This is a genomic window from Candidatus Fusobacterium pullicola, from assembly GCA_018883725.1.
Classification (GTDB): Bacteria; Fusobacteriota; Fusobacteriia; order Fusobacteriales; family Fusobacteriaceae; genus Fusobacterium_A; species Fusobacterium_A pullicola.
The window spans coordinates 15,380-33,802 of the sequence record JAHLFN010000072.1 but is presented as its reverse complement, the minus strand read 5'-3'; the positions used below and the strand labels follow the sequence as shown (position 1 = coordinate 33,802).

At 29.5% G+C, this 18,423-nt stretch carries 16 protein-coding genes, 1 rRNA gene and 1 pseudogene; 16 read left to right on the top strand and 2 right to left on the bottom strand.

Translation table 11 applies throughout. The features are described 5' to 3' along the window. Positions 1–6: 6 nt before the first annotated feature. Positions 7–123 (top strand): 5S ribosomal RNA (gene rrf, locus IAA47_08080). 87 nt (positions 124–210) lie between these two features. Beyond that, complete coding sequence (locus tag IAA47_08075) at positions 211–855, top strand: hypothetical protein (GenBank protein MBU3842917.1); 645 nt, start codon at positions 211–213, stop codon at positions 853–855. A gap of 103 nt (positions 856–958) precedes the next feature. Here IAA47_08075 and IAA47_08070 read toward each other — a convergent pair whose 3' ends face one another. Beyond that, the gene (locus IAA47_08070; protein ID MBU3842916.1) at positions 959–1,768 is read right to left on the bottom strand and encodes a Cof-type HAD-IIB family hydrolase; all 810 of its coding nucleotides are present in this window, start codon (positions 1,766–1,768) and stop codon (positions 959–961) included. 42 nt (positions 1,769–1,810) lie between these two features. Then, positions 1,811–3,124, bottom strand: a pseudogene (locus IAA47_08065) (MATE family efflux transporter). Between the two features lie 99 nt (positions 3,125–3,223). Here IAA47_08065 and IAA47_08060 point away from each other — a divergent pair. The 14 genes from IAA47_08060 (at position 3,224) to IAA47_07995 (ending at position 18,412) form a co-directional block, all read left to right on the top strand. Further along, the gene (locus tag IAA47_08060; GenBank protein MBU3842915.1) at positions 3,224–4,033 is read left to right on the top strand and encodes a MerR family transcriptional regulator; all 810 of its coding nucleotides are present in this window, start codon (positions 3,224–3,226) and stop codon (positions 4,031–4,033) included. 47 nt (positions 4,034–4,080) lie between these two features. Next, a complete protein-coding gene (locus IAA47_08055; protein MBU3842914.1) occupies positions 4,081–4,641 on the top strand; it encodes a chromate transporter in 561 nt (186 codons plus the stop codon). Then, complete coding sequence (locus IAA47_08050; GenBank protein ID MBU3842913.1) at positions 4,638–5,195, top strand: chromate transporter; 558 nt, start codon at positions 4,638–4,640, stop codon at positions 5,193–5,195. Before IAA47_08055 ends, IAA47_08050 begins: the two co-directional genes overlap by 4 nt. A 9-nt stretch (positions 5,196–5,204) precedes the next feature. Further along, entirely contained in the window at positions 5,205–5,795 is a 591-nt protein-coding gene (gene coaE, locus IAA47_08045) for a dephospho-CoA kinase (GenBank protein MBU3842912.1), read from the top strand. After that, entirely contained in the window at positions 5,792–7,954 is a 2,163-nt protein-coding gene (locus IAA47_08040) for a U32 family peptidase (protein ID MBU3842911.1), read from the top strand. Before coaE ends, IAA47_08040 begins: the two co-directional genes overlap by 4 nt. A 2-nt stretch (positions 7,955–7,956) precedes the next feature. Next, positions 7,957–8,454 carry a phosphatidylglycerophosphatase A gene (locus IAA47_08035; GenBank protein ID MBU3842910.1) on the top strand — a complete coding sequence of 166 codons (498 nt, stop codon included), beginning with the start codon at positions 7,957–7,959 and terminating at the stop codon, positions 8,452–8,454. An 11-nt stretch (positions 8,455–8,465) separates the two neighbouring features. Then, the gene (locus IAA47_08030) at positions 8,466–9,671 is read left to right on the top strand and encodes a CinA family nicotinamide mononucleotide deamidase-related protein (protein MBU3842909.1); all 1,206 of its coding nucleotides are present in this window, start codon (positions 8,466–8,468) and stop codon (positions 9,669–9,671) included. A 3-nt stretch (positions 9,672–9,674) separates the two neighbouring features. Further along, positions 9,675–10,226: a cupin domain-containing protein gene (locus IAA47_08025; protein MBU3842908.1), complete on the top strand. Its 552-nt coding sequence runs from the start codon at positions 9,675–9,677 to the stop codon at positions 10,224–10,226. Positions 10,227–10,252: 26 nt separating this feature from the next. Beyond that, a complete protein-coding gene (locus IAA47_08020; protein ID MBU3842907.1) occupies positions 10,253–12,757 on the top strand; it encodes a DegV family EDD domain-containing protein in 2,505 nt (834 codons plus the stop codon). Positions 12,758–12,970: 213 nt separating this feature from the next. After that, positions 12,971–13,897: a PTS sugar transporter subunit IIA gene (locus IAA47_08015; protein MBU3842906.1), complete on the top strand. Its 927-nt coding sequence runs from the start codon at positions 12,971–12,973 to the stop codon at positions 13,895–13,897. A 56-nt stretch (positions 13,898–13,953) separates the two neighbouring features. Beyond that, positions 13,954–15,234, top strand: coding sequence for an ArsB/NhaD family transporter (locus IAA47_08010; protein MBU3842905.1), 1,281 nt, complete (start codon positions 13,954–13,956; stop codon positions 15,232–15,234). Positions 15,235–15,338: 104 nt separating this feature from the next. After that, positions 15,339–16,034 carry a biotin--[acetyl-CoA-carboxylase] ligase gene (locus tag IAA47_08005; GenBank protein MBU3842904.1) on the top strand — a complete coding sequence of 232 codons (696 nt, stop codon included), beginning with the start codon at positions 15,339–15,341 and terminating at the stop codon, positions 16,032–16,034. 10 nt (positions 16,035–16,044) lie between these two features. Next, the gene (gene mnmA, locus IAA47_08000; protein MBU3842903.1) at positions 16,045–17,088 is read left to right on the top strand and encodes a tRNA 2-thiouridine(34) synthase MnmA; all 1,044 of its coding nucleotides are present in this window, start codon (positions 16,045–16,047) and stop codon (positions 17,086–17,088) included. A gap of 145 nt (positions 17,089–17,233) precedes the next feature. Further along, entirely contained in the window at positions 17,234–18,412 is a 1,179-nt protein-coding gene (locus tag IAA47_07995) for an NADP-dependent malic enzyme (protein MBU3842902.1), read from the top strand. Positions 18,413–18,423 lie beyond the last annotated feature (11 nt).

Below are 18,423 nucleotides of genomic sequence, written 5' to 3'. Positions count from 1 at the left end.
ATATAGCTTGGTGAGAATAGCTACGGGGGTACACCCAGATACATTCCGAACCTGGAAGTTAAGCCCGTAAACGCTGAAAGTACTTGGAGGGAAGCCTCCTGGGAGGATAGGAACTTGCCAAGCTTTTTTTTTATTTTTTGTAAAAATATCTTGACAGTTAAAATTCTAAGTTATAAAATGAAATTTGTTGATAAGAAGGAGAGGTATTTTATGAAAAATATTATTAAAGTAATGGTTTATTGTGTAGGATTATTTATTATGGCAATAGGGGTAACATTTTCTGTAAAATCTAATTTAGGAGTTTCTCCAGTAAATGCAATACCATATGTTGTAAGTATTATTTTAGGAATAGATCAAGGTTTATGTGTATCTATTATATTTTGTAGCTATATTATTTTACAATTTTTTATACTAAGAAAAGAGTTTAAATTAAAAAATTTATTACAAATTTTATGTGCCAGCTTATTTGGTTATTTTGTCTCTTTCTCAAATATGATTTTTTATTTTGAGCCTTCAGAAAATTACTTAATTAGATTGGGCTATATGCTGATAAGTATAACATTAATAGGAATAGGAGTCTTTTTATATTTAGAAGCAAGATTGATACCATTACCTGCCGAAGGAGTAATGATGGCTTTAAAAGAAAAGACTGTCTTTGAATTTCATAATATAAAAGTAGGATTTGATGTGATTACTGTTATTATCGCAGTAGGTATATCTTATATATTTTTAAAAAATATCATAGGAGTGAGAGAAGGAACTTTTATAGCGGCATTATTGGTTGGAAAGGTTGTTGGATTGATTCCCAAATTAATGAAAAAGAAAGTAAGAATATTGAAAAAAATAATGGCATAAATAAAAAATTTTTAAATAAGTTATAAGCAACTAAAAAAGGTTACTATAATCAATACTGGAGAAGACCAGTGATTGAAGAAAGTAACCTTTTTCTATTGGTTATTTATTTTAAATTTGGAAAATATTGTTTAATAGTTTCAACAACACCATTATTATCATTATCATTTTCAGTGATAAAATTTGCAACCTCTTTAAGTTGAGGGTGAGCATTTTTCATAGCATAGCTATATTTTGCCTCCTTCATCATAGAGTAGTCATTTAAATAATCACCAAAGGCCATAGTTTCATCATATGATATTCCTAAGTTCTTTTGAGTCATTTTTATAGCCATTCCTTTACTTGTATCAATTTTTCCTAAATCCATCCAAACTTTCCCTGAAAGTACAACTTGGAATCTATCTTCATAATTTTTAAAATAATTATAACTGTTTTTTTCTGCAATTAGAGAGTCACAGATTGCTATTTTTAGGAATTCATCCTCAACTTCATCAAAGTTTTCAACGATTTGTAGTTTATTATAGTACTTATTTATCTCAGGTTTAAAATCATATTTTTCATCAAAATAGCTTTTTCTTTCAACGTAAGCAGAATCTTTTCCACAAAGTATAGGTACAATCCCCTCAATATTTTTACATATATTCAATAGAAAGAATATATCCTCTCTTTTTATAACATTTGAATAGATCTCTTTACCTTGAAAAACAACATATGCTCCATTTTCACAGATAAAAAGCATGCTATCCATTAATGTTTTAAACTTTTCAACTAAATTATAGTAAGGTCTTCCACTTGCTACAGAAAAAATAACACCATCTTTTGCTAGCTTTTCTTGTATCTCCCAAAATTCATTGTTGATTTCATTTTTACTATTTAGTAATGTACCATCCATATCAGTAATAATTAATTTAACCATCTTATACCTCTTAAAATTTTTTTAATATTATAACATAAATTTCTATATTTTGAAAATAGGATTGTAGCTTTTTATAAAAATTATAGATACTACTAAAGTAAGTAACTCTGTTACAAAAACTGTTATCCAAATTCCAGGGGTTCCAAAGAGCTTAGGTAGTAATAAAATTAAAGTAATAAGTAGGACAATACCCCTTAAGGAAGTTATTATAGTAGAGAGTTTTACTCTGTCTAAAGCTGTAAAATAGCCAGCTATAAATATATTAAATCCACAGATAAGATATGCAAAACTATAGATAGTAAGAGCTCTTTGAGTTAAACTAATGTCCTTTATCTCGCTCAGGAATACAGTTACAATATTTAATGAGAAAATATTGATAATAGTATAGAAAAATATTCCAAGTAAAGCTAAAATAGAAAAACTTATTTTCATAATCTGTGATATCTTTTTATACTCTTTTGCTCCTAAATTAAAGCTGAAGATGGGTTGAACTCCTTGATTAAAGCCAATCATAGTCATAGTTATAAAAGAGGAGATATATCCAATAATTCCAAAGGCAGAGATTCCACTTTCACCTAATTGTTTTAAAATTACTAAATTAAAAACAAAAATTGATATTCCAGTAGATACTTCAGCTAAGAATTCTGCAAAACCTACTTTCATTATTTTTAATAAATTAAAAATAGAGTAGGTAATTTTAGTAAATTTAACTCTTTTAGTCTTAAAAAATATATAGTAAAAGAGTAATGAAGTTGTAGTTACTTGTGATAATCCAGTAGCTAGTGCAGCTCCTTTTATTCCAAAGTGGAAGAGTACTACAAAAATATAATCTAATAAAATATTTACAACTCCTCCTGTCACTACACAAAGAGTTGGATAGACTGGATTACCGTCAACTTTAATATATATTTCTAAAGCATACCCAGTCATATAGCAGGTACAAAAAAGAATAATTATCCTCAAATAATCTTTAATATATGGATAAAGTATATCGTTTCCACCTAGGAAATATATGATAGGGTCAATAAAAATTGTAATAATTAATGAAATAAGAATACCACAGGTAAGAAGTGAGTATACTGCTGTTGTAAATATCTTATTTCCAGCTGTTCAGTCCCCTTCACCATAGTGTATAGCTATGAGAGTGGAACTTCCAACAGCTATCATTATTCCAATGGCAAAGGTAAGATTGATAAGTGGCATAGTTATATTTACTCCAGCAAGTCCTAAGGGACCAACATATCTTCCAATAAATATTCCATCTACCATAGTATATATAGTAAAAACCCACATAGATACAACAGAGGGAATAGTATACCTTAGAATAGTTTTTAAAATGTTTTTATCCTGTTTCATAAAAAATCACTCCAATATAATTTATTCGGTATATATTGTAAACCTTAGAATAGTTCAAGAGTCAAGAAAAATATGGTATAATATTGCTAGAGGTGTGTTATGAAAAAGTTATATAAGATAGGTGAAATTAGTAAATTATACAATATTAGTAACGATATTTTAAGATATTATGAAAAGATAGGACTTTTAGTTCCAGATATAAAAAAGGAAAATGGTTATAGATATTATTCAGAAAAACAGTTATGGAAATTAAATAATATTAGAAGTTTAAGAAATTTAGGTGTCGGATTAAAAGAGATTACAGATTTTCTTGAAACAAGGAGTATAGATAAAACTTCAGAAATGATAGATTTTCAATTAGAAAAGATAGATGAGAATTTAAATAAATTATTGAAATTAAAGAAAGAATTGAAGCTAAAGAAAAAGAAGATAGCTTATTTTAAAAATTTTCAAGAATATGAGATACCCAAGATAAAAACTTTTGATAGAAGATATATTTTACTAAAAAGTGGAAAGTTCCAAGAAGAGAGTGAGATAAATTTAGAGTTAAAAAAGTTAAAGACCATATCTCAAGAGGATAATGATTTTATATTTACAGAAAGTGAGATAGGAACTATCATTAAATTGGAAAATTGGATTAAGGATGATTACTATAACTACAGTGGAACATTTATAGTTACTACAGATAAAATGGAAACTTTTATAGAAGCTGGGGAGTATTTGACATATTTTTTTAGAGGAGATTATTCTACTGTAGGAGAGCACTATAAAAAGTTGAAAAAATATATGGAAATAAATGGATTACAAGTTAATGGAGATATTATAGAGATTTATCACATAGAGATGCATATTACAGAAAATAAAAATGAATATGTAACAGAAATACAAATTCCATTGGAAAAAATTTAAAAAAAATTATATAATATGAAGAAACAAAAAATAAAAAGGGGTCAATAATGATAAAAGATAAAAAATTTTACTTAAAACTTTTTCTTTCAACTTTTTCACTAAGTGCCTTTACATTTGGTGGTGGATATGTAATAGTGCCACTTATGAGAAAAAAATTTGTAAATGAATATGGCTGGATAGATGAGCAAGAGATGTTGAACTTAATTGCTATTGCTCAATCATCACCTGGAGCTATAGCAATTAATTCATCGCTTATAATAGGTTACAAATTGGCAGGTGTTTTAGGAGCAATAATAGCTTTAGTTGGGACTGTGTTACCTCCACTTATAATAATTTCAATAATTTCACTATTTTATATAGCTTTTAGAGATAATAAGATAGTGAATGGAGCTATGAATGGTATGCAAGCAGGAGTGGCGGCAATTATTGTTGATGTAGTTTTTAATATGGTAAATGATGTTAGAAAAAAAGATAAAGTTTCTATTGGAATAATGATTGCAGTATTCATTGCAACTTTTTATGTCAATATAATGATTATTATATTGGTATGTGGTATTTTTGGATTACTATATAATATGTATAGAAGGAAGAGAGGTAAAATACAATGATTTATTTACAACTTTATTGGAGTTTTTTTAAGATAGGACTTTTCAGTATTGGTGGAGGTTATGCTTCCTTACCACTTATTCAAAAAGAGATAGTAGAGCTACAAAAATGGATAACGATGACAGAGTTTACAGATATTATAACTATATCTCAAATGACACCTGGACCTATAGCTATAAATACAGCTACCTTTGTAGGAACGCAAGTAGGAGGACTTTTAGGTGCTATAATAGCAACTTTTGGTTGTGTAAGCCCATCTTTTATAATAGTTCTTTTCTTAGCACACATATATGTAAAATATAGAAATTTAAATAGTATGTCTGATATTTTATATGGATTAAGACCAGCAGTAGTAGCTTTAATAGCAACAGCAGGGATATCAATAACGCTTTTAGCTTTTATAGGGCAAAAAAGCTTAGGGTCAGAGATCTCTATAAATTATGTATCTGTAGTATTTTTCTTAGTAGGTATGTTTTTCTTAAGAAAATATAAAGCAAATCCTATATATATTATGGTAGGATGTGGGATAGCAGGAGCAATAGTTTATAATATTTAGGAGTAAAAAATGATAATAGGATTAACTGGAGGAATTGCTAGTGGAAAATCGACTGTTAGCAATTTTTTTAAGGAATTAGGAGTAGAAATTGTAGATGCTGATATAGTTGCAAGAGAGATAAGTGAAAGAAAAGTTACTATAGATGAGATCTGTAATATTTTTGGTAGAGATATTTTAGATGAAAATGGAAAAATAGTTAGAGGAAAATTAAGAGAGCGAGTTTTTCAAGATAGAGAATTAGTTCAAAAGTTAAATAGTATCATACATCCACAAGTGATAGAGTATTTTAAAGAGAGAAGAGAGAGAAATAGGAGAGATGAGCTCTTAATATTTGATATTCCTTTACTATACGAAGCTAAAATGGATGCTCTATGTGATAAAGTTATTGTGGTTGGTGTAGATAGAAAAAAGCAAATTGAAAGAGTTATCCAAAGAGATGGAAGTAGTGAAGAAGTAGCTAGAAATATAATAGCTAATCAAATGTCGCTAGATGATAAGATAAAAAGAGCTGATATAGTGATAATGAATGATGGAACATTGGAAGAGTTAAAGGGGAAAGTATTAAAAGTATATAAAGAGTTAAGAGAGGTAATTAAATGAAAATAGTAGCCCCAGCGGGAAATATGGAGAGATTTTATGCTGCTGTAAAAGCGGGAGCACAAGAGATATATATGGGACTAAAAGGATTTGGAGCCAGAAGAAATGCTGAAAATTTTACTTTAGAAGAGTATAAAGAGGCAATTGATTATGCTCATAAAAGAGGAGTAAAAATATTTTTAACATTGAATACAATTATGATGGAGAAGGAGATGGAGTTTCTATATCCTAATCTGAAAGTATTGTATGAACATGGATTAGATGCTGTAATAGTTCAAGATTTAGGATATTTTAAATATATGAAAGAGAACTTCCCAAATATGGAGTACCATGGAAGTACTCAGATGACGGTTGGAAATCACTATGAAGCAGAATATCTTAGAAAATTAGGATTTACAAGGGTTGTATTACCTAGGGAGATGACTTTTGAAGAGATAAAAAAGATAAGGGAGAATACTTCGATTGAGTTAGAAATATTTGTTTCAGGAGCTCTATGTATCTGTTACTCTGGAAATTGCTATATGAGTAGTTTTATAGGAAGTAGAAGTGGAAATAGAGGAATGTGTGCTCAACCTTGTAGAAAAAAATATGAGAATTCCAGTGGAGAAAAGGGATATTTACTTAGTCCAAAGGACCAACTTTTAGGTTTTGAAGAGATAAAGAAACTAAAAGGTATTGGAATAGAGAGTATAAAGATAGAGGGAAGAATGAAAGACCCTAATTATGTATTTGAAACAGTTTCATATTATAGAGATTTAATAGATGGGATAAAGGCACAGGAAAAATCTTCTGAACTATTTAATAGAGGATATAGTAAAGGTTATTTCTATGGAAATGATAACTATATTATGAATAAAGATTATTCATACAATTTAGGAAAAAATTTAGGATTATTAAGTGGAAAAGAGTTAAAATTAAAAAGTAGAGTAGTATTAGGAGATGGAATAATATATCTTTCAAAGGATTTTGAGAAATTAGGTGGAGGATATATTAATAAAATAGAGTTAAAAAATGGAGATATGAGTAGAAAATCTGCTGAAGCTAATGAGGTAATAGTATTGAAAGATGTACCTAGAGGAAGTAAGTATGTTTTTAAAAGTTACTCTAAAGAGGTAAATGATGATGCACAAAGTAAGATGAAGAAAGAGGAGCAAAGACTTTTAATTTCTGGAAATTTTATAGGACATATAGGTGAAAAACCAGTTCTTGAGTTAGTTGCAAAAAATAATTTAGGTATTGAGGTAGCTGTAAAAGTCATAGGAGAAAAGGAGATTGAAAAAGCTAGTAAGAAGTCTCTTACATCTGAAGAGTTAAGAGAAAAGATATCTGAAATGGGAGATTCTACATTCACTTTAGGAGAGTTTTCTTGTGATATAGATGAGGGAATTTTTATGCCACTTTCAGTACTAAAATCTTTGAGAAGAGATTGTGTAGAAAAATTAGAAAAAGAGTTGGTTGAAAGCTATAGAAGAAAGGCTGGAAACAGATATTCACTTCCTATAGTAGAGGAAAAGTCAAGAGAAATAGAACTTGTAGCTATAGTATCTAACCTTGTTCAAGAGAATATAGTAAAAAAATATGGAATAGAAAAGATATATAAAAGAGGAATTGATATAGCTAAAGAGGGAAGCTTAATAGAGCATGATTTAAATAGTAAATTAGCCTCAAATCTTTATCAATTACTAGAAAATAATAATGATAAGGTTATGGTAAATTGGAACTTGAATATAACAAACAGATATAGTGTAGAGGTATTAGCAGAAACAGGAAAGGTGGAGAGTGTGATCATATCTCCAGAGTTAAGTTTTGAAAAGATAAAAGAGCTTGGAAAAACTTCTGTGAAAAAAGCTATATTAGGATATTCAAGACTTAAGGGAATGTATATAGAGTTACCTTTATTTGAAAAGGAGAGAGAGATTCTTAAAAATGAAGAGGGAGATACATTTACAGCTATAAAAAATGATGTTGGAAATACTGAGATATATTTAGAAAAGCCTTTAAATATTCTAAATGATTTAAAAAAATTGAACGATTTAATGATTGATGAGGTAGTATTAGAGTTTACAACTGAAACAGGGGCAGAGGTAGAAAAAGTACTAGAAGATATGAAAAATAGAACTGGATTCTACAAAGCTTATAACTATGAGAGAGGGGTATATTAATTATGGATAGAAAAGTGGTAAGAAATTTAGGAACTTGGTTTGGATTGGGAGATATACCAAAGGCACCTGGAACTTTTGGAACATTAGGTGGAATACCAGTTTTTATTCTTTTATCTTTTATAAGAGGATTTTTCCCAAATAATATGGTATATAACTCATTTTACTTCATGTTTTTGATGACTTTTTTTGGAGTCTCTGTCTATGTATCTGATCTATGTGAGAGAGAAATTTTTAAAAAAGAGGATCCTCAAAATGTAGTTATAGATGAAGTATTAGGATATCTTACAACACTTTTTCTAATCAATCCTGTAGGTGTATTTCAAAATTTAGTAGCAATGGGATTAGCTTTTATAATTTTTAGATTTTTAGATATAACAAAGATTGGTCCAATAGATAAAGCTCAACACTTTGATAATGGAATAGGTGTTGTTTTAGATGATTTTTTAGCTGGAGTTATAGGAAACTTTATTATGGTTTGTATCTGGACTATTTTCTTTTAGGAGGAAGGTAAATGAAAGTAGGAGTTATACTTGTAGGAACAGAGCTTTTAAATGGTGGAACTTTAGACACTAATAGTCTATATATAGCTGAAGAGTTAAATAAGTATGGAATGGAGATAGAGTTTAAAATCACTGTAAGAGATTTTAAAGAGGAGATATATAGAGCTATAGATTATTGTAAAAGATATGTAGATTTGATAATTATGTCTGGAGGATTAGGACCTACTCTTGATGATATAACTAAAGAGGTAATAGCAGATTATGTAAAAAAACCACTTGTTGTAGATAAGGAAGAATTAGAAGAGTTAAAAGATAAGTTTGAAAAGGCAGGGTTAAAGTTTAAAAATCTAAATATCAAAGAGGTTGAAAAACCAGAGGGATCTGTAACTTTTAAAAATGATGTAGGAATGGCTCCAGCAGTTTATATAGATGATATAGTGGCTTTTCCTGGGGTACCTAAAGAGTTATATAATATGTTACCTAAATTTTTAACTTGGTATGCAAAGGAAAAAAAGTTACTAGATGATGAAATATATATAAAGGATTTAATTACTTATGGTATGGCTGAGTCTTTATTAGATGAAGCTGTTAGGGAGTTTTTTACAGAAGAGGGGATATACTATGAGTTCTTAGTTAAAGATTATGGTATCCTTATAAGACTTCAAAGTAAGATGAGTAATAAAAATAAAGTGGAAAAAATTGTGAAAAAGATATATAATAGAATAGGTGAGTTCATTTTTGGAGAGGATAATGATAGATTAGAGAAAAAAGTTGTGGAACTTCTTCAAAAATTAAATCTGAGTGTATCAACGGCAGAGTCTTGTACTGGTGGAATGCTAGCAAGTAAGCTTATAGATGTTCCGGGAGTTTCAGATATATTTTATGAGGGAGTAGTTTCATATAGTAATGAAGCAAAGCAGAAAAGATTAAATGTAAAGGCTGAAACTTTAGAAAAATATGGTGCTGTCAGTGAAGAGGTAGCCAAAGAGATGGTACTGGGACTTCATACTGATGTGGCACTTTCAACAACTGGGATAGCGGGACCAGGTGGGGGAAGTGATGAAAAACCAGTTGGACTTGTATATATGGGAATAAGGATTAAGGATAAAATATACGTAGAAAAGAGAGTGTTTAGAGGAGATAGAAATAAGATAAGGGAAAGAACAGTATCTCATACTCTTTTTACTTTAATAAAAATTTTAAGTGAGGATGTGTGATAGATGAGCAGTATAGGTGAGAGAATAAAAAAGAGTAGAAATGATAGAGGATTATCATTGAGAGAGTTAGCAACAAAGGTAGAGTTATCAGCAAGTTTCTTATCACAAATAGAACAAGGAAAAGCTTCTCCTTCTATTGAAAACTTGAAAAAGATAGCAACTGCATTAGATGTGAAAGTAAGCTATCTTATAGAAGATGAAGAGGAAAGACAAAATACAGAGTTAGTAAGAAAAGAAGCTAGAAAATATATAGAGAGTTTAGATTCAAATACTAAGATGGCTCTTCTGACATCATCAAATATGGAGAAAACTATGGAACCAATACTTTATGAAATAGGACCATATGGAGAGAGTGGAAGAAGTTACTATAGTCATCACGGGGAAGAGTTCATCTATATAGTTGAAGGAAAGTTAGATGTGTATATAGATGATGTAGTACATAGTTTGAATGAAGGGGACAGCCTATATTTTAAATCGACTCAAAGACATAGATTTAAAAATAATACAGATAAACCAACAAGAGCTATATGGGTTGTAAATCCTCCTACATTCTAGTAATTTATCGGAGGTAAAAATTTTATATGAAATTAGAAATAAAAGTCTTAAACTCAATGAGATTGACAAAACTTTTAATAGCAGCAAGTAGATGGCTTTCAAAATATGCTGATGTTTTAAATGATTTGAATGTGTATCCAGTTCCAGATGGAGATACGGGAACTAATATGTCTATGACTTTGCAAGCTGTAGAGAATGAGTTAATTAAATTAAATCATGAGCCTAAGATGAAAGAGTTAGTAGAGATAGTATCAGAAGCTATATTATTGGGAGCAAGGGGAAACTCAGGAACAATTTTATCACAAATTATTCAAGGTTTTTTAAGCTCTATTGAGGATAAGGAAGAGATAACAGTTGATGATGTAATAAAAGCTTTTGGTATGGCAAAGGAGAGAGCTTATCAAGCAGTTTCTGAACCAGTAGAGGGAACTATGTTGACTGTGATTAGAAGAGTAGCAGAGGAAGCGGCTGTATATCAAGGTGATAGAGATGACTTTATACTTTTCTTAGTACATTTAAAAAATGTTGCAAAGGAAGCGGTAGAGGAAACACCTAATCTTTTACCAAAATTGAAAGAAGCTGGTGTTGTAGATGCTGGAGGAAAGGGAATTTTCTATGTTCTTGAAGGGTTTGAAAAATCTGTAACAGATCCAGAGATGTTAAAAGACTTAGAAAGAATTGTACAGTCTCAAGCTAAAAGAAAAGAGAGAATGGAGTATAGCTATCATACTACTGAAGAGATAAAGTATAGATATTGTACAGAATTTATTATAGAAGAGGGAAATTTTGATTTAGAAGGATATAAGAAAGAGATTATGAGTTATGGAGATTCAATGGTTTGTGCTCAAACAACTCATAAGACAAAAACTCATATTCATACTAACAACCCTGGTCAAGTTTTAGAGATTGCTATAAAATATGGACAACTTAATAATATAAAGATTGAAAATATGGCTTTTCAACATAAAAATCTATTATTATCAGAGAGAGAGAGTAAAGATGATGAAAAGTACATAATAAATAATGAAAATTCAAGTGAAGTTGCATATTTTGCAATAGTAGATAATAAAAAATTAGGAGAATATTATATTGAAGCTGGAGCTACAGCTGTTTTAATTGGTGGGCAGACACAAAACCCAAGTGTTTTAGATATAGAAGAGGGAATAAAACAGATTAGAGCTGAGAGAATAATTATTTTACCAAATAATAAAAATATAATATCAACAGCTAAAATAGCAGCAGAGAGATCTAAGAAAGATATATTAGTAATAGAAACTAAAACTATGCTAGAAGGATATTATTTAGTTAAGGATAGAGAGGAGAAGCTTGAGACAACTATTGAAAAAATGAAAAGTAACTACTCTATTGAAATAACTCAAGCTGTAAGAGATACCAAAGTTGATGAATTGATAATAAATGTTGGAGATTATATTGCTCTTGTAAATGGAAAGATTAAGGAAAAAAATACAAATTTAAAGAGTTTATTAGATGATATAGTAAGAAAATATGTTTCAAAGGATAGTTTAAATGTGACTGTATCTTATGGAAAAGATGCTGATGAAGAAGCAAATAAAGTTTTCAAAGAGTTAAATGAAGTAGAGAAAGTAGAATTAGGTGTAGGGCAGGAAAATTATCATTACTATATTTATATTGAGCAAAGAGATATATCATTACCAGAAATTGCTATTGTAACAGATTCTACTTCTGACTTAACTCCTGAATTAATGGGGGATTTAAATATTGAAATTATACCATTAAAAATAAAAATAGGGGATACTTATTATAAAGATGGAGTGGAACTTAGTAAGAGAGAGTTTTGGAAAAGAATAACAACTGAAACAATAATTCCTAAAACTTCACAGCCATCTCCAGCTGAATTTAAAGAAGTTTATGAAAGATTATTTAAAAAAGGTTATAAAAAAATAATATCTATTCATATATCAAGTAAATTAAGTGGAACACAACAAGCAGCAAGAGTTGCTAAGGGAATGGTTCATAAAGGTGAAAATATAACAATAGTAGATTCTAAAGCTGTAGCGATGTCATTGGGATATCAAGTACTTGAGGCAGCAAGAATGGCTAAAGATGGTGTAAGTATGGAGAATATACTTACTAGATTAGAGCAGTTACAAGATAGAATAAAACTGTATTTTGTTGTAAATGATATTAAATATTTAGAAAAGGGTGGAAGAATAGGAAGAGCTTCCTCAGTAATTGGAGGATTTTTAAAAGTAAAACCTATTTTAAAGCTTGAAAACGGAGAGATTACTGTTCATGGTAAAGCTTTTGGTGAAGCGGGAGCTTTTGGACAGATGGAAAGAATTATAAAAACAGAGAGTAAAAAAACAAGTATGATACTTTATACAGCATGGGGAGGAACTCCTAAGGAACTTTTAAGTGCAGATGAGATAAAGAATCAACAAAAGGAGAATAGCAAGGTTGAATATAAGGGAAGATTTGAGATTGGGGCAACAATTGGATCTCATTCTGGACCAGTGTATGGATTTGCAATTATCCCTAAAATAATGTAGAATTACTATCCAATAATAAAATTATTTTATTGTTGGATAGTTTTTTATTATGATTAAATAAAAGAGTTGCTTATTTTTAAAAATAGGAGTATACTAGTTAATACCAGAGTTAAGGGAGTTTTAACATAACTCTCTTTTGTTAAATTAAATTAAAATAAATATGTTTTTAAAGTTTTTAAATATTATAAATTTTTATTAAGGAGAGTGAAAATTATGAAATTTTCAAGTTACCTAGATCCTAATTTTGTCTTCACTGATTTAAAGGGGAGAACTCCAGAAGAGATAATAGAGGAGATGGTAGAAAAAATAGGAGAGAAGGACAAAAAAGTAAAAGCTTCTCAAGTATCAATACAAGAGGCAATAATAAGAAGAGAAAAAGAGATATCTACTGGGATAGGAAGTGGAATAGCTATTCCTCATGCTAGAATAGAGAATTTTAACGACTTTATTGTAGCTATCGGATTACTTGATAATCCAATAGAGAGTGAAATAGCAGCTACACACCAAAAAGATAAAGTAGATTTAGTCTTTTTGATTATTTCAGATGTATTAAAAAATAAAAATATATTAAAGGTTATGAGTGCAGTCTCAAAACTTGCTTTAAGACAGACAGAACTTTTAGAAAAAATAAGAAAAGAAAGAAATCCTAAAAAAGTAATTGAGTATTTTCAAGAGGCTAATATTGAATTTGAACATAGAATAGTAGCAGAAGATGTACTTAGCCCAGATATTAAACCAGCAACTCCAGATAATACGTTAGAGGAGATAGCAAAAAGATTAATATTAGAAGAAACAAGTGGGCTTCCAGTTGTAGATAAAAATGGAAAGTTTTTAGGAGAAATTACAGAAAGAGAGCTTATTGATTATGGTATGCCAGAATATCTTTCACTTATGGAAGATTTAAACTTCCTAACTGTGGGAGAGCCTTTTGAAGAGTATTTAGTAAATGAATCAAAAGTTACAATAAAAAATCTTTATAGAGTATCAGACGAGATAGTAATAGATAGAAAAACTCCTATCATGGAAATTTGTTTCATTATGGTAAATAAGGGAATAACAAGATTATATGTAGTTGATAATGGAAAATATTATGGGATGATAAAAAGATCAGATATAATAAAAAAAGTTTTACATATATAAAAATATTACTTTTACTAAAATAGTGGGGGAGATATTTTTAAGGAGGAAAATAAAAAATGATATATATAATAGTAGGATTGGTAGTTTTTATTTCAGTATTTTATCTGATGATAACAGAAAAAGTCCCTCAAGCTTGGGCAACAATGATTGGTGGTTTAATAATGGCATTGATAGGTATAATCAATGAAGAAGATGCTTTAGAAGCTGTTTCAGAGAGATTAGAGATTTTATTTTTATTGATTGGTATGATGATAATAGTTCATTTAGTATCAGAGACTGGTGTATTCCAATGGTTTGCTATTAAAGTAGCACAACTAGTAAGAGGAGAACCATTTAGATTAGTAGTTTTACTAGCTGTTGTAACAGCTCTATGTTCAGCTTTTCTAGATAATGTTACTACAATTTTACTTATGGCACCAGTATCAATACTGTTAGCAAAACAATTAAAATTAGATCCATTTCCTTTTGTAATAACAGAGGTAATGTCTGCTAATATTGGTGGATTAGCAACTCTAATAGGGGATCCTACACAATTAATTATAGGTGCAGAGGGGAACTTAGGATTTAATGCTTTTCTATTTAACACAGCACCAATGTCAATTATAGCAATGGTTATATTGATAATCAATGTTTATATAATCTATGGTAGACATATGGTTGTATCAAATGAATTAAAAGCAAGAATTATGGAATTAGATTCTTCAAGAAGTTTGAAAGATCAAAAACTTTTACAACAAGCAGCTATAATATTTGCTTTAGTGTTAGTAGGTTTTATATTAAATAACTTCATTAATAAAGGATTAGCTATAATATCTTTATCAGGAGCAATTTTATTAGTAATAATTGCTAAGAGACATCCAAAAGAGATTTTAGAACATGTAGAATGGGAAACTTTATTCTTCTTTATAGGATTATTTATGATGATTAGAGGAATTGAAAATCTAAATATTATTAATATAATAGGGGATAAAATAATCCACTTAACAGAGGGAAAATTTGACATGGCTGTTATAGCTGTAACTTGGTTATCAGCTGCTTTCACATCTATAATAGGAAATGTTGCAAATGCGGCTACAGTTTCAAAAATTTTAGGTGTAATGATACCTTCATTTGATGGATTAGGAAATACTCAAGCTTTTTGGTGGGCATTATCATTTGGATCATGTTTAGGTGGAAATATTACTATACTAAGTTCAGCAACTAACGTTGTTGCAGTTGGGGCTGCAGGTAAGGCTGGATGTAAAATAGATTTTATGAAATTCTTTAAATTTGGTGGACTAATAGCTTTTGAAACTCTATTAGTAGGAACATTATATCTATATGTAAGATATATGTAATAAAAAATTAAAAAATAAAGATGGAATTAGAGGCTGTTATGATAACAACCTCTTTTCTTCTTTAAAGATAATGAAATAAAATTTAGATTTTGAAAGGAGGAATTATGAGAGTATTTAGATTTGATGAGATAGATTCTACTAATAAATTTTTAAAAGAGCAAAATAATTTACAAGATTACGATTGTGTAATTGCTAAAACTCAAACTGCTGGAGTAGGACGTAGAGGGAATGTATGGGTATCAAATGAGGGAATGGCAATATTTTCCTTTGCTCTTAAAGAGGCAGAAAATATATCTTTAGAGGAGTATATGAGATTACCCTTAATTGCTGGAATATCTGTATTGAGTGGATTGAAAAAGATCGAGTATTTAGATTATAAGTTTAAGTGGACAAACGATATATATTTAGATGACAAAAAATTGTGTGGTATTTTAGTAGAAAAAACAAAAGATTTCTTTATAATAGGTATAGGGATAAATATAAATAATAGTGATTTTGGATATGCTCAAGATAGGGCAATATCTTTAAAAAATAAAACTGGAAATTTCTATAGGATAGAGGATATAATATTTTGTATAATAAATGAATTTAAGAGATATTTTTCAGAGGAGTGGAGCTTTGTGTTAAAAGAGATAAACTCATATAATTATTTAAAAGATAAAGAGATAGAGATAGTAAAATATGGGGAAAGTCTAGGTGTTGGAGTTGCTAAAGATATAGCTGAAGATGGTAGATTGATAGTTGAAATAGATGGTCAAGAAAAACTATTTAATATTGGAGAAATTCATATAAGAAAATAAGGAGATGATAATGGATAGAAAAAAAGTTATATTGGGAATGAGTGGAGGAGTTGATTCGTCTACTTCTGTATATTTGCTTCAAGAGCAAGGTTATGAAGTAATTGGTGTTACTCTTAATCATAAAAAAGAGGAGGGTTTAAAAGCGGAGATAGAAGCGGCACAAAGGGTAGCTAAATTTTTTGAAATAAAACATATAGTTATAGATATTGAGGATATTTTTCAAAAGCAAGTAGTTGATAATTTTTTAGAGGGATATTCAAGTGGAATAACACCTTCGCCATGTGTAATCTGTGATGAAAGAGTAAAAATGAAGATACTTTTTGATATAGCAGACAAAGAGGGAGCTTACTATGTGGCAACTGGACATTATTGTTCTACAGAGTATAGTGAAGAGTTTAATAAAACTCTTTTGAAGAAGGCAGAAGATAGTAAAAAAGACCAAAGTTATATGCTATATAGATTAGATGGAGATAAAATACCTAGATTACTATTTCCTCTTTTTAAATATACTAAAGTAGAGATAAGAGAGATAGGAAAAAGCATTGGTTTAGAAGTTCATGATAAAAAGGATAGCCAAGGAATATGTTTTGCAAAGAAAGGGTATATTGACTTTTTAAAGGCAAACTTAGGAGAGAAGATAAAAAAGGGAAATTTTGTAGATAAAGCTGGAAAAGTGATGGGAGAACATGAAGGATATCAGCTATATACTATTGGTCAAAGAAGAGGGTTAAATCTTAAACTTCCAAGAGCATATTTTATTATAGCTATAAATCCTGAGAAAAATGAGATTGTTTTGGGAGAATATGATGAGTTATCAAGAAAAAGAGTGGAGTTAGTAGAGTTTAAAACTCCGTTAAATATTGAAGATATGATTGGAAAAGAAGTCATTGGAAGACCAAGATTTTCAAGTTTTGGAGCAAAGGGAAAACTTCTACTAGAGAATGAAAAAATATATTTTGAATATGAGGAAGAAAATGTACAAAATGCCCCTGGACAACATTTAGTAGTTTACTACGAGGATTTTGTTTTAGGTGGAGGAATGATTAAATATTAAAATTTTTTTTCAAAATATTACAAATAAAAAAATATGTACTAGAATAGTTAATTACTACTAAAATAAAACATAAAAATCTTTACTTATTTATAGAAAAATAATATAATTAAACTATAAGGAAATAAAAAAACTGGAGGAATAAAAAATGGCAGATGTTTATGAAAGATCACTAGAGTTACATGAGAAAAATAAAGGTAAATTATCAGTAGTTTCTAAGGTAAAAGTAGGAAATAGAGAAGATTTAAGCTTGGCTTATTCTCCAGGAGTAGCAGAACCTTGTAGAAAGATAGCAAGCAATAAAGAGGATGTATATAAATATACAGCAAAGGGAAATTTAGTAGCAGTAGTTACTGATGGAACAGCAGTATTAGGATTGGGAGATATTGGACCAGAAGCAGCCTTACCTGTAATGGAAGGAAAATGTGTGCTATTCAAAGAGTTTGGAGATGTAGATGCAATTCCTATTTGTTTAGACACTAAGGATACAGAGGAAATTATTAGAACTGTTAAATTGATAGCACCAGGGCTTGGTGGAATTAACTTAGAAGATATATCAGCACCTAGATGTATAGAAATAGAAACAAGATTAAAACAAGAATTAGATATTCCCGTTTTTCATGATGACCAACATGGTACAGCAATAGTTGTAGCAGCTGGATTAATTAATGCGTTAAAAATAGTAAATAAAAAAATAGAAGATATAAAAGTAGTTGTAAATGGAGCTGGGGCAGCAGGAAGTTCTATTATAAAATTAGTAAAGAAACTTGGAGCTAAAGAGATAATAGCTATAGATAGAGTTGGTATTTTAAGAAGAAGTGATAAAGATAAGTATGATTTTTCCAAAAAAGAGTTAGCAGAAATTACAAACTCTAAAGATATTGCTGGAGGATTAGCAGATGCAATAGTTGGAGCAGATGTATTTATTGGAGTATCAGCACCAAATGTATTAAGTAAAGATATGGTAAGATCAATGAATAAAGATGCTATAGTTTTTGCAATGGCAAATCCAACACCTGAAATTATGCCGGAAGAAGCATTAGAGGCTGGAGCAGCAATAGTTGGAACAGGAAGATCAGATTATCCAAATCAAATAAATAATGTCTTAGTGTTTCCAGGGTTATTTAAAGGAGCTTTAAGAGCAAAATCTAAAAAAATAACAGAAGAGATGAAAATTGCAGCAGCGGAGGGACTGGCTTCTTTAATCAAAGATGAGGAATTAAGAAAAGATTATATAATTCCAGATCCATTTGATAAAAGAGTAGCTGAAGCAGTAGCTACAGCTGTAGAAAAAATAGCTAAAGAACAAGGTATATGTAGAGATTAATAAAAAGGGCG

Bases quoted from the DNA above. Each gene is read 5' to 3' on its own strand.
- IAA47_08075 (MBU3842917.1), top strand. From the start codon at position 211: ATGAAAAATATTATTAAAGTAATGGTTTATTGTGTAGGATTATTTATT.
- IAA47_08070 (MBU3842916.1), bottom strand. From the start codon at position 1,768: ATGGTTAAATTAATTATTACTGATATGGATGGTACATTACTAAATAGT.
- IAA47_08060 (MBU3842915.1), top strand. From the start codon at position 3,224: ATGAAAAAGTTATATAAGATAGGTGAAATTAGTAAATTATACAATATT.
- IAA47_08055 (MBU3842914.1), top strand. From the start codon at position 4,081: ATGATAAAAGATAAAAAATTTTACTTAAAACTTTTTCTTTCAACTTTT.
- IAA47_08050 (MBU3842913.1), top strand. From the start codon at position 4,638: ATGATTTATTTACAACTTTATTGGAGTTTTTTTAAGATAGGACTTTTC.
- coaE (MBU3842912.1), top strand. From the start codon at position 5,205: ATGATAATAGGATTAACTGGAGGAATTGCTAGTGGAAAATCGACTGTT.
- IAA47_08040 (MBU3842911.1), top strand. From the start codon at position 5,792: ATGAAAATAGTAGCCCCAGCGGGAAATATGGAGAGATTTTATGCTGCT.
- IAA47_08035 (MBU3842910.1), top strand. From the start codon at position 7,957: ATGGATAGAAAAGTGGTAAGAAATTTAGGAACTTGGTTTGGATTGGGA.
- IAA47_08030 (MBU3842909.1), top strand. From the start codon at position 8,466: ATGAAAGTAGGAGTTATACTTGTAGGAACAGAGCTTTTAAATGGTGGA.
- IAA47_08025 (MBU3842908.1), top strand. From the start codon at position 9,675: ATGAGCAGTATAGGTGAGAGAATAAAAAAGAGTAGAAATGATAGAGGA.
- IAA47_08020 (MBU3842907.1), top strand. From the start codon at position 10,253: ATGAAATTAGAAATAAAAGTCTTAAACTCAATGAGATTGACAAAACTT.
- IAA47_08015 (MBU3842906.1), top strand. From the start codon at position 12,971: ATGAAATTTTCAAGTTACCTAGATCCTAATTTTGTCTTCACTGATTTA.
- IAA47_08010 (MBU3842905.1), top strand. From the start codon at position 13,954: ATGATATATATAATAGTAGGATTGGTAGTTTTTATTTCAGTATTTTAT.
- IAA47_08005 (MBU3842904.1), top strand. From the start codon at position 15,339: ATGAGAGTATTTAGATTTGATGAGATAGATTCTACTAATAAATTTTTA.
- mnmA (MBU3842903.1), top strand. From the start codon at position 16,045: ATGGATAGAAAAAAAGTTATATTGGGAATGAGTGGAGGAGTTGATTCG.
- IAA47_07995 (MBU3842902.1), top strand. From the start codon at position 17,234: ATGGCAGATGTTTATGAAAGATCACTAGAGTTACATGAGAAAAATAAA.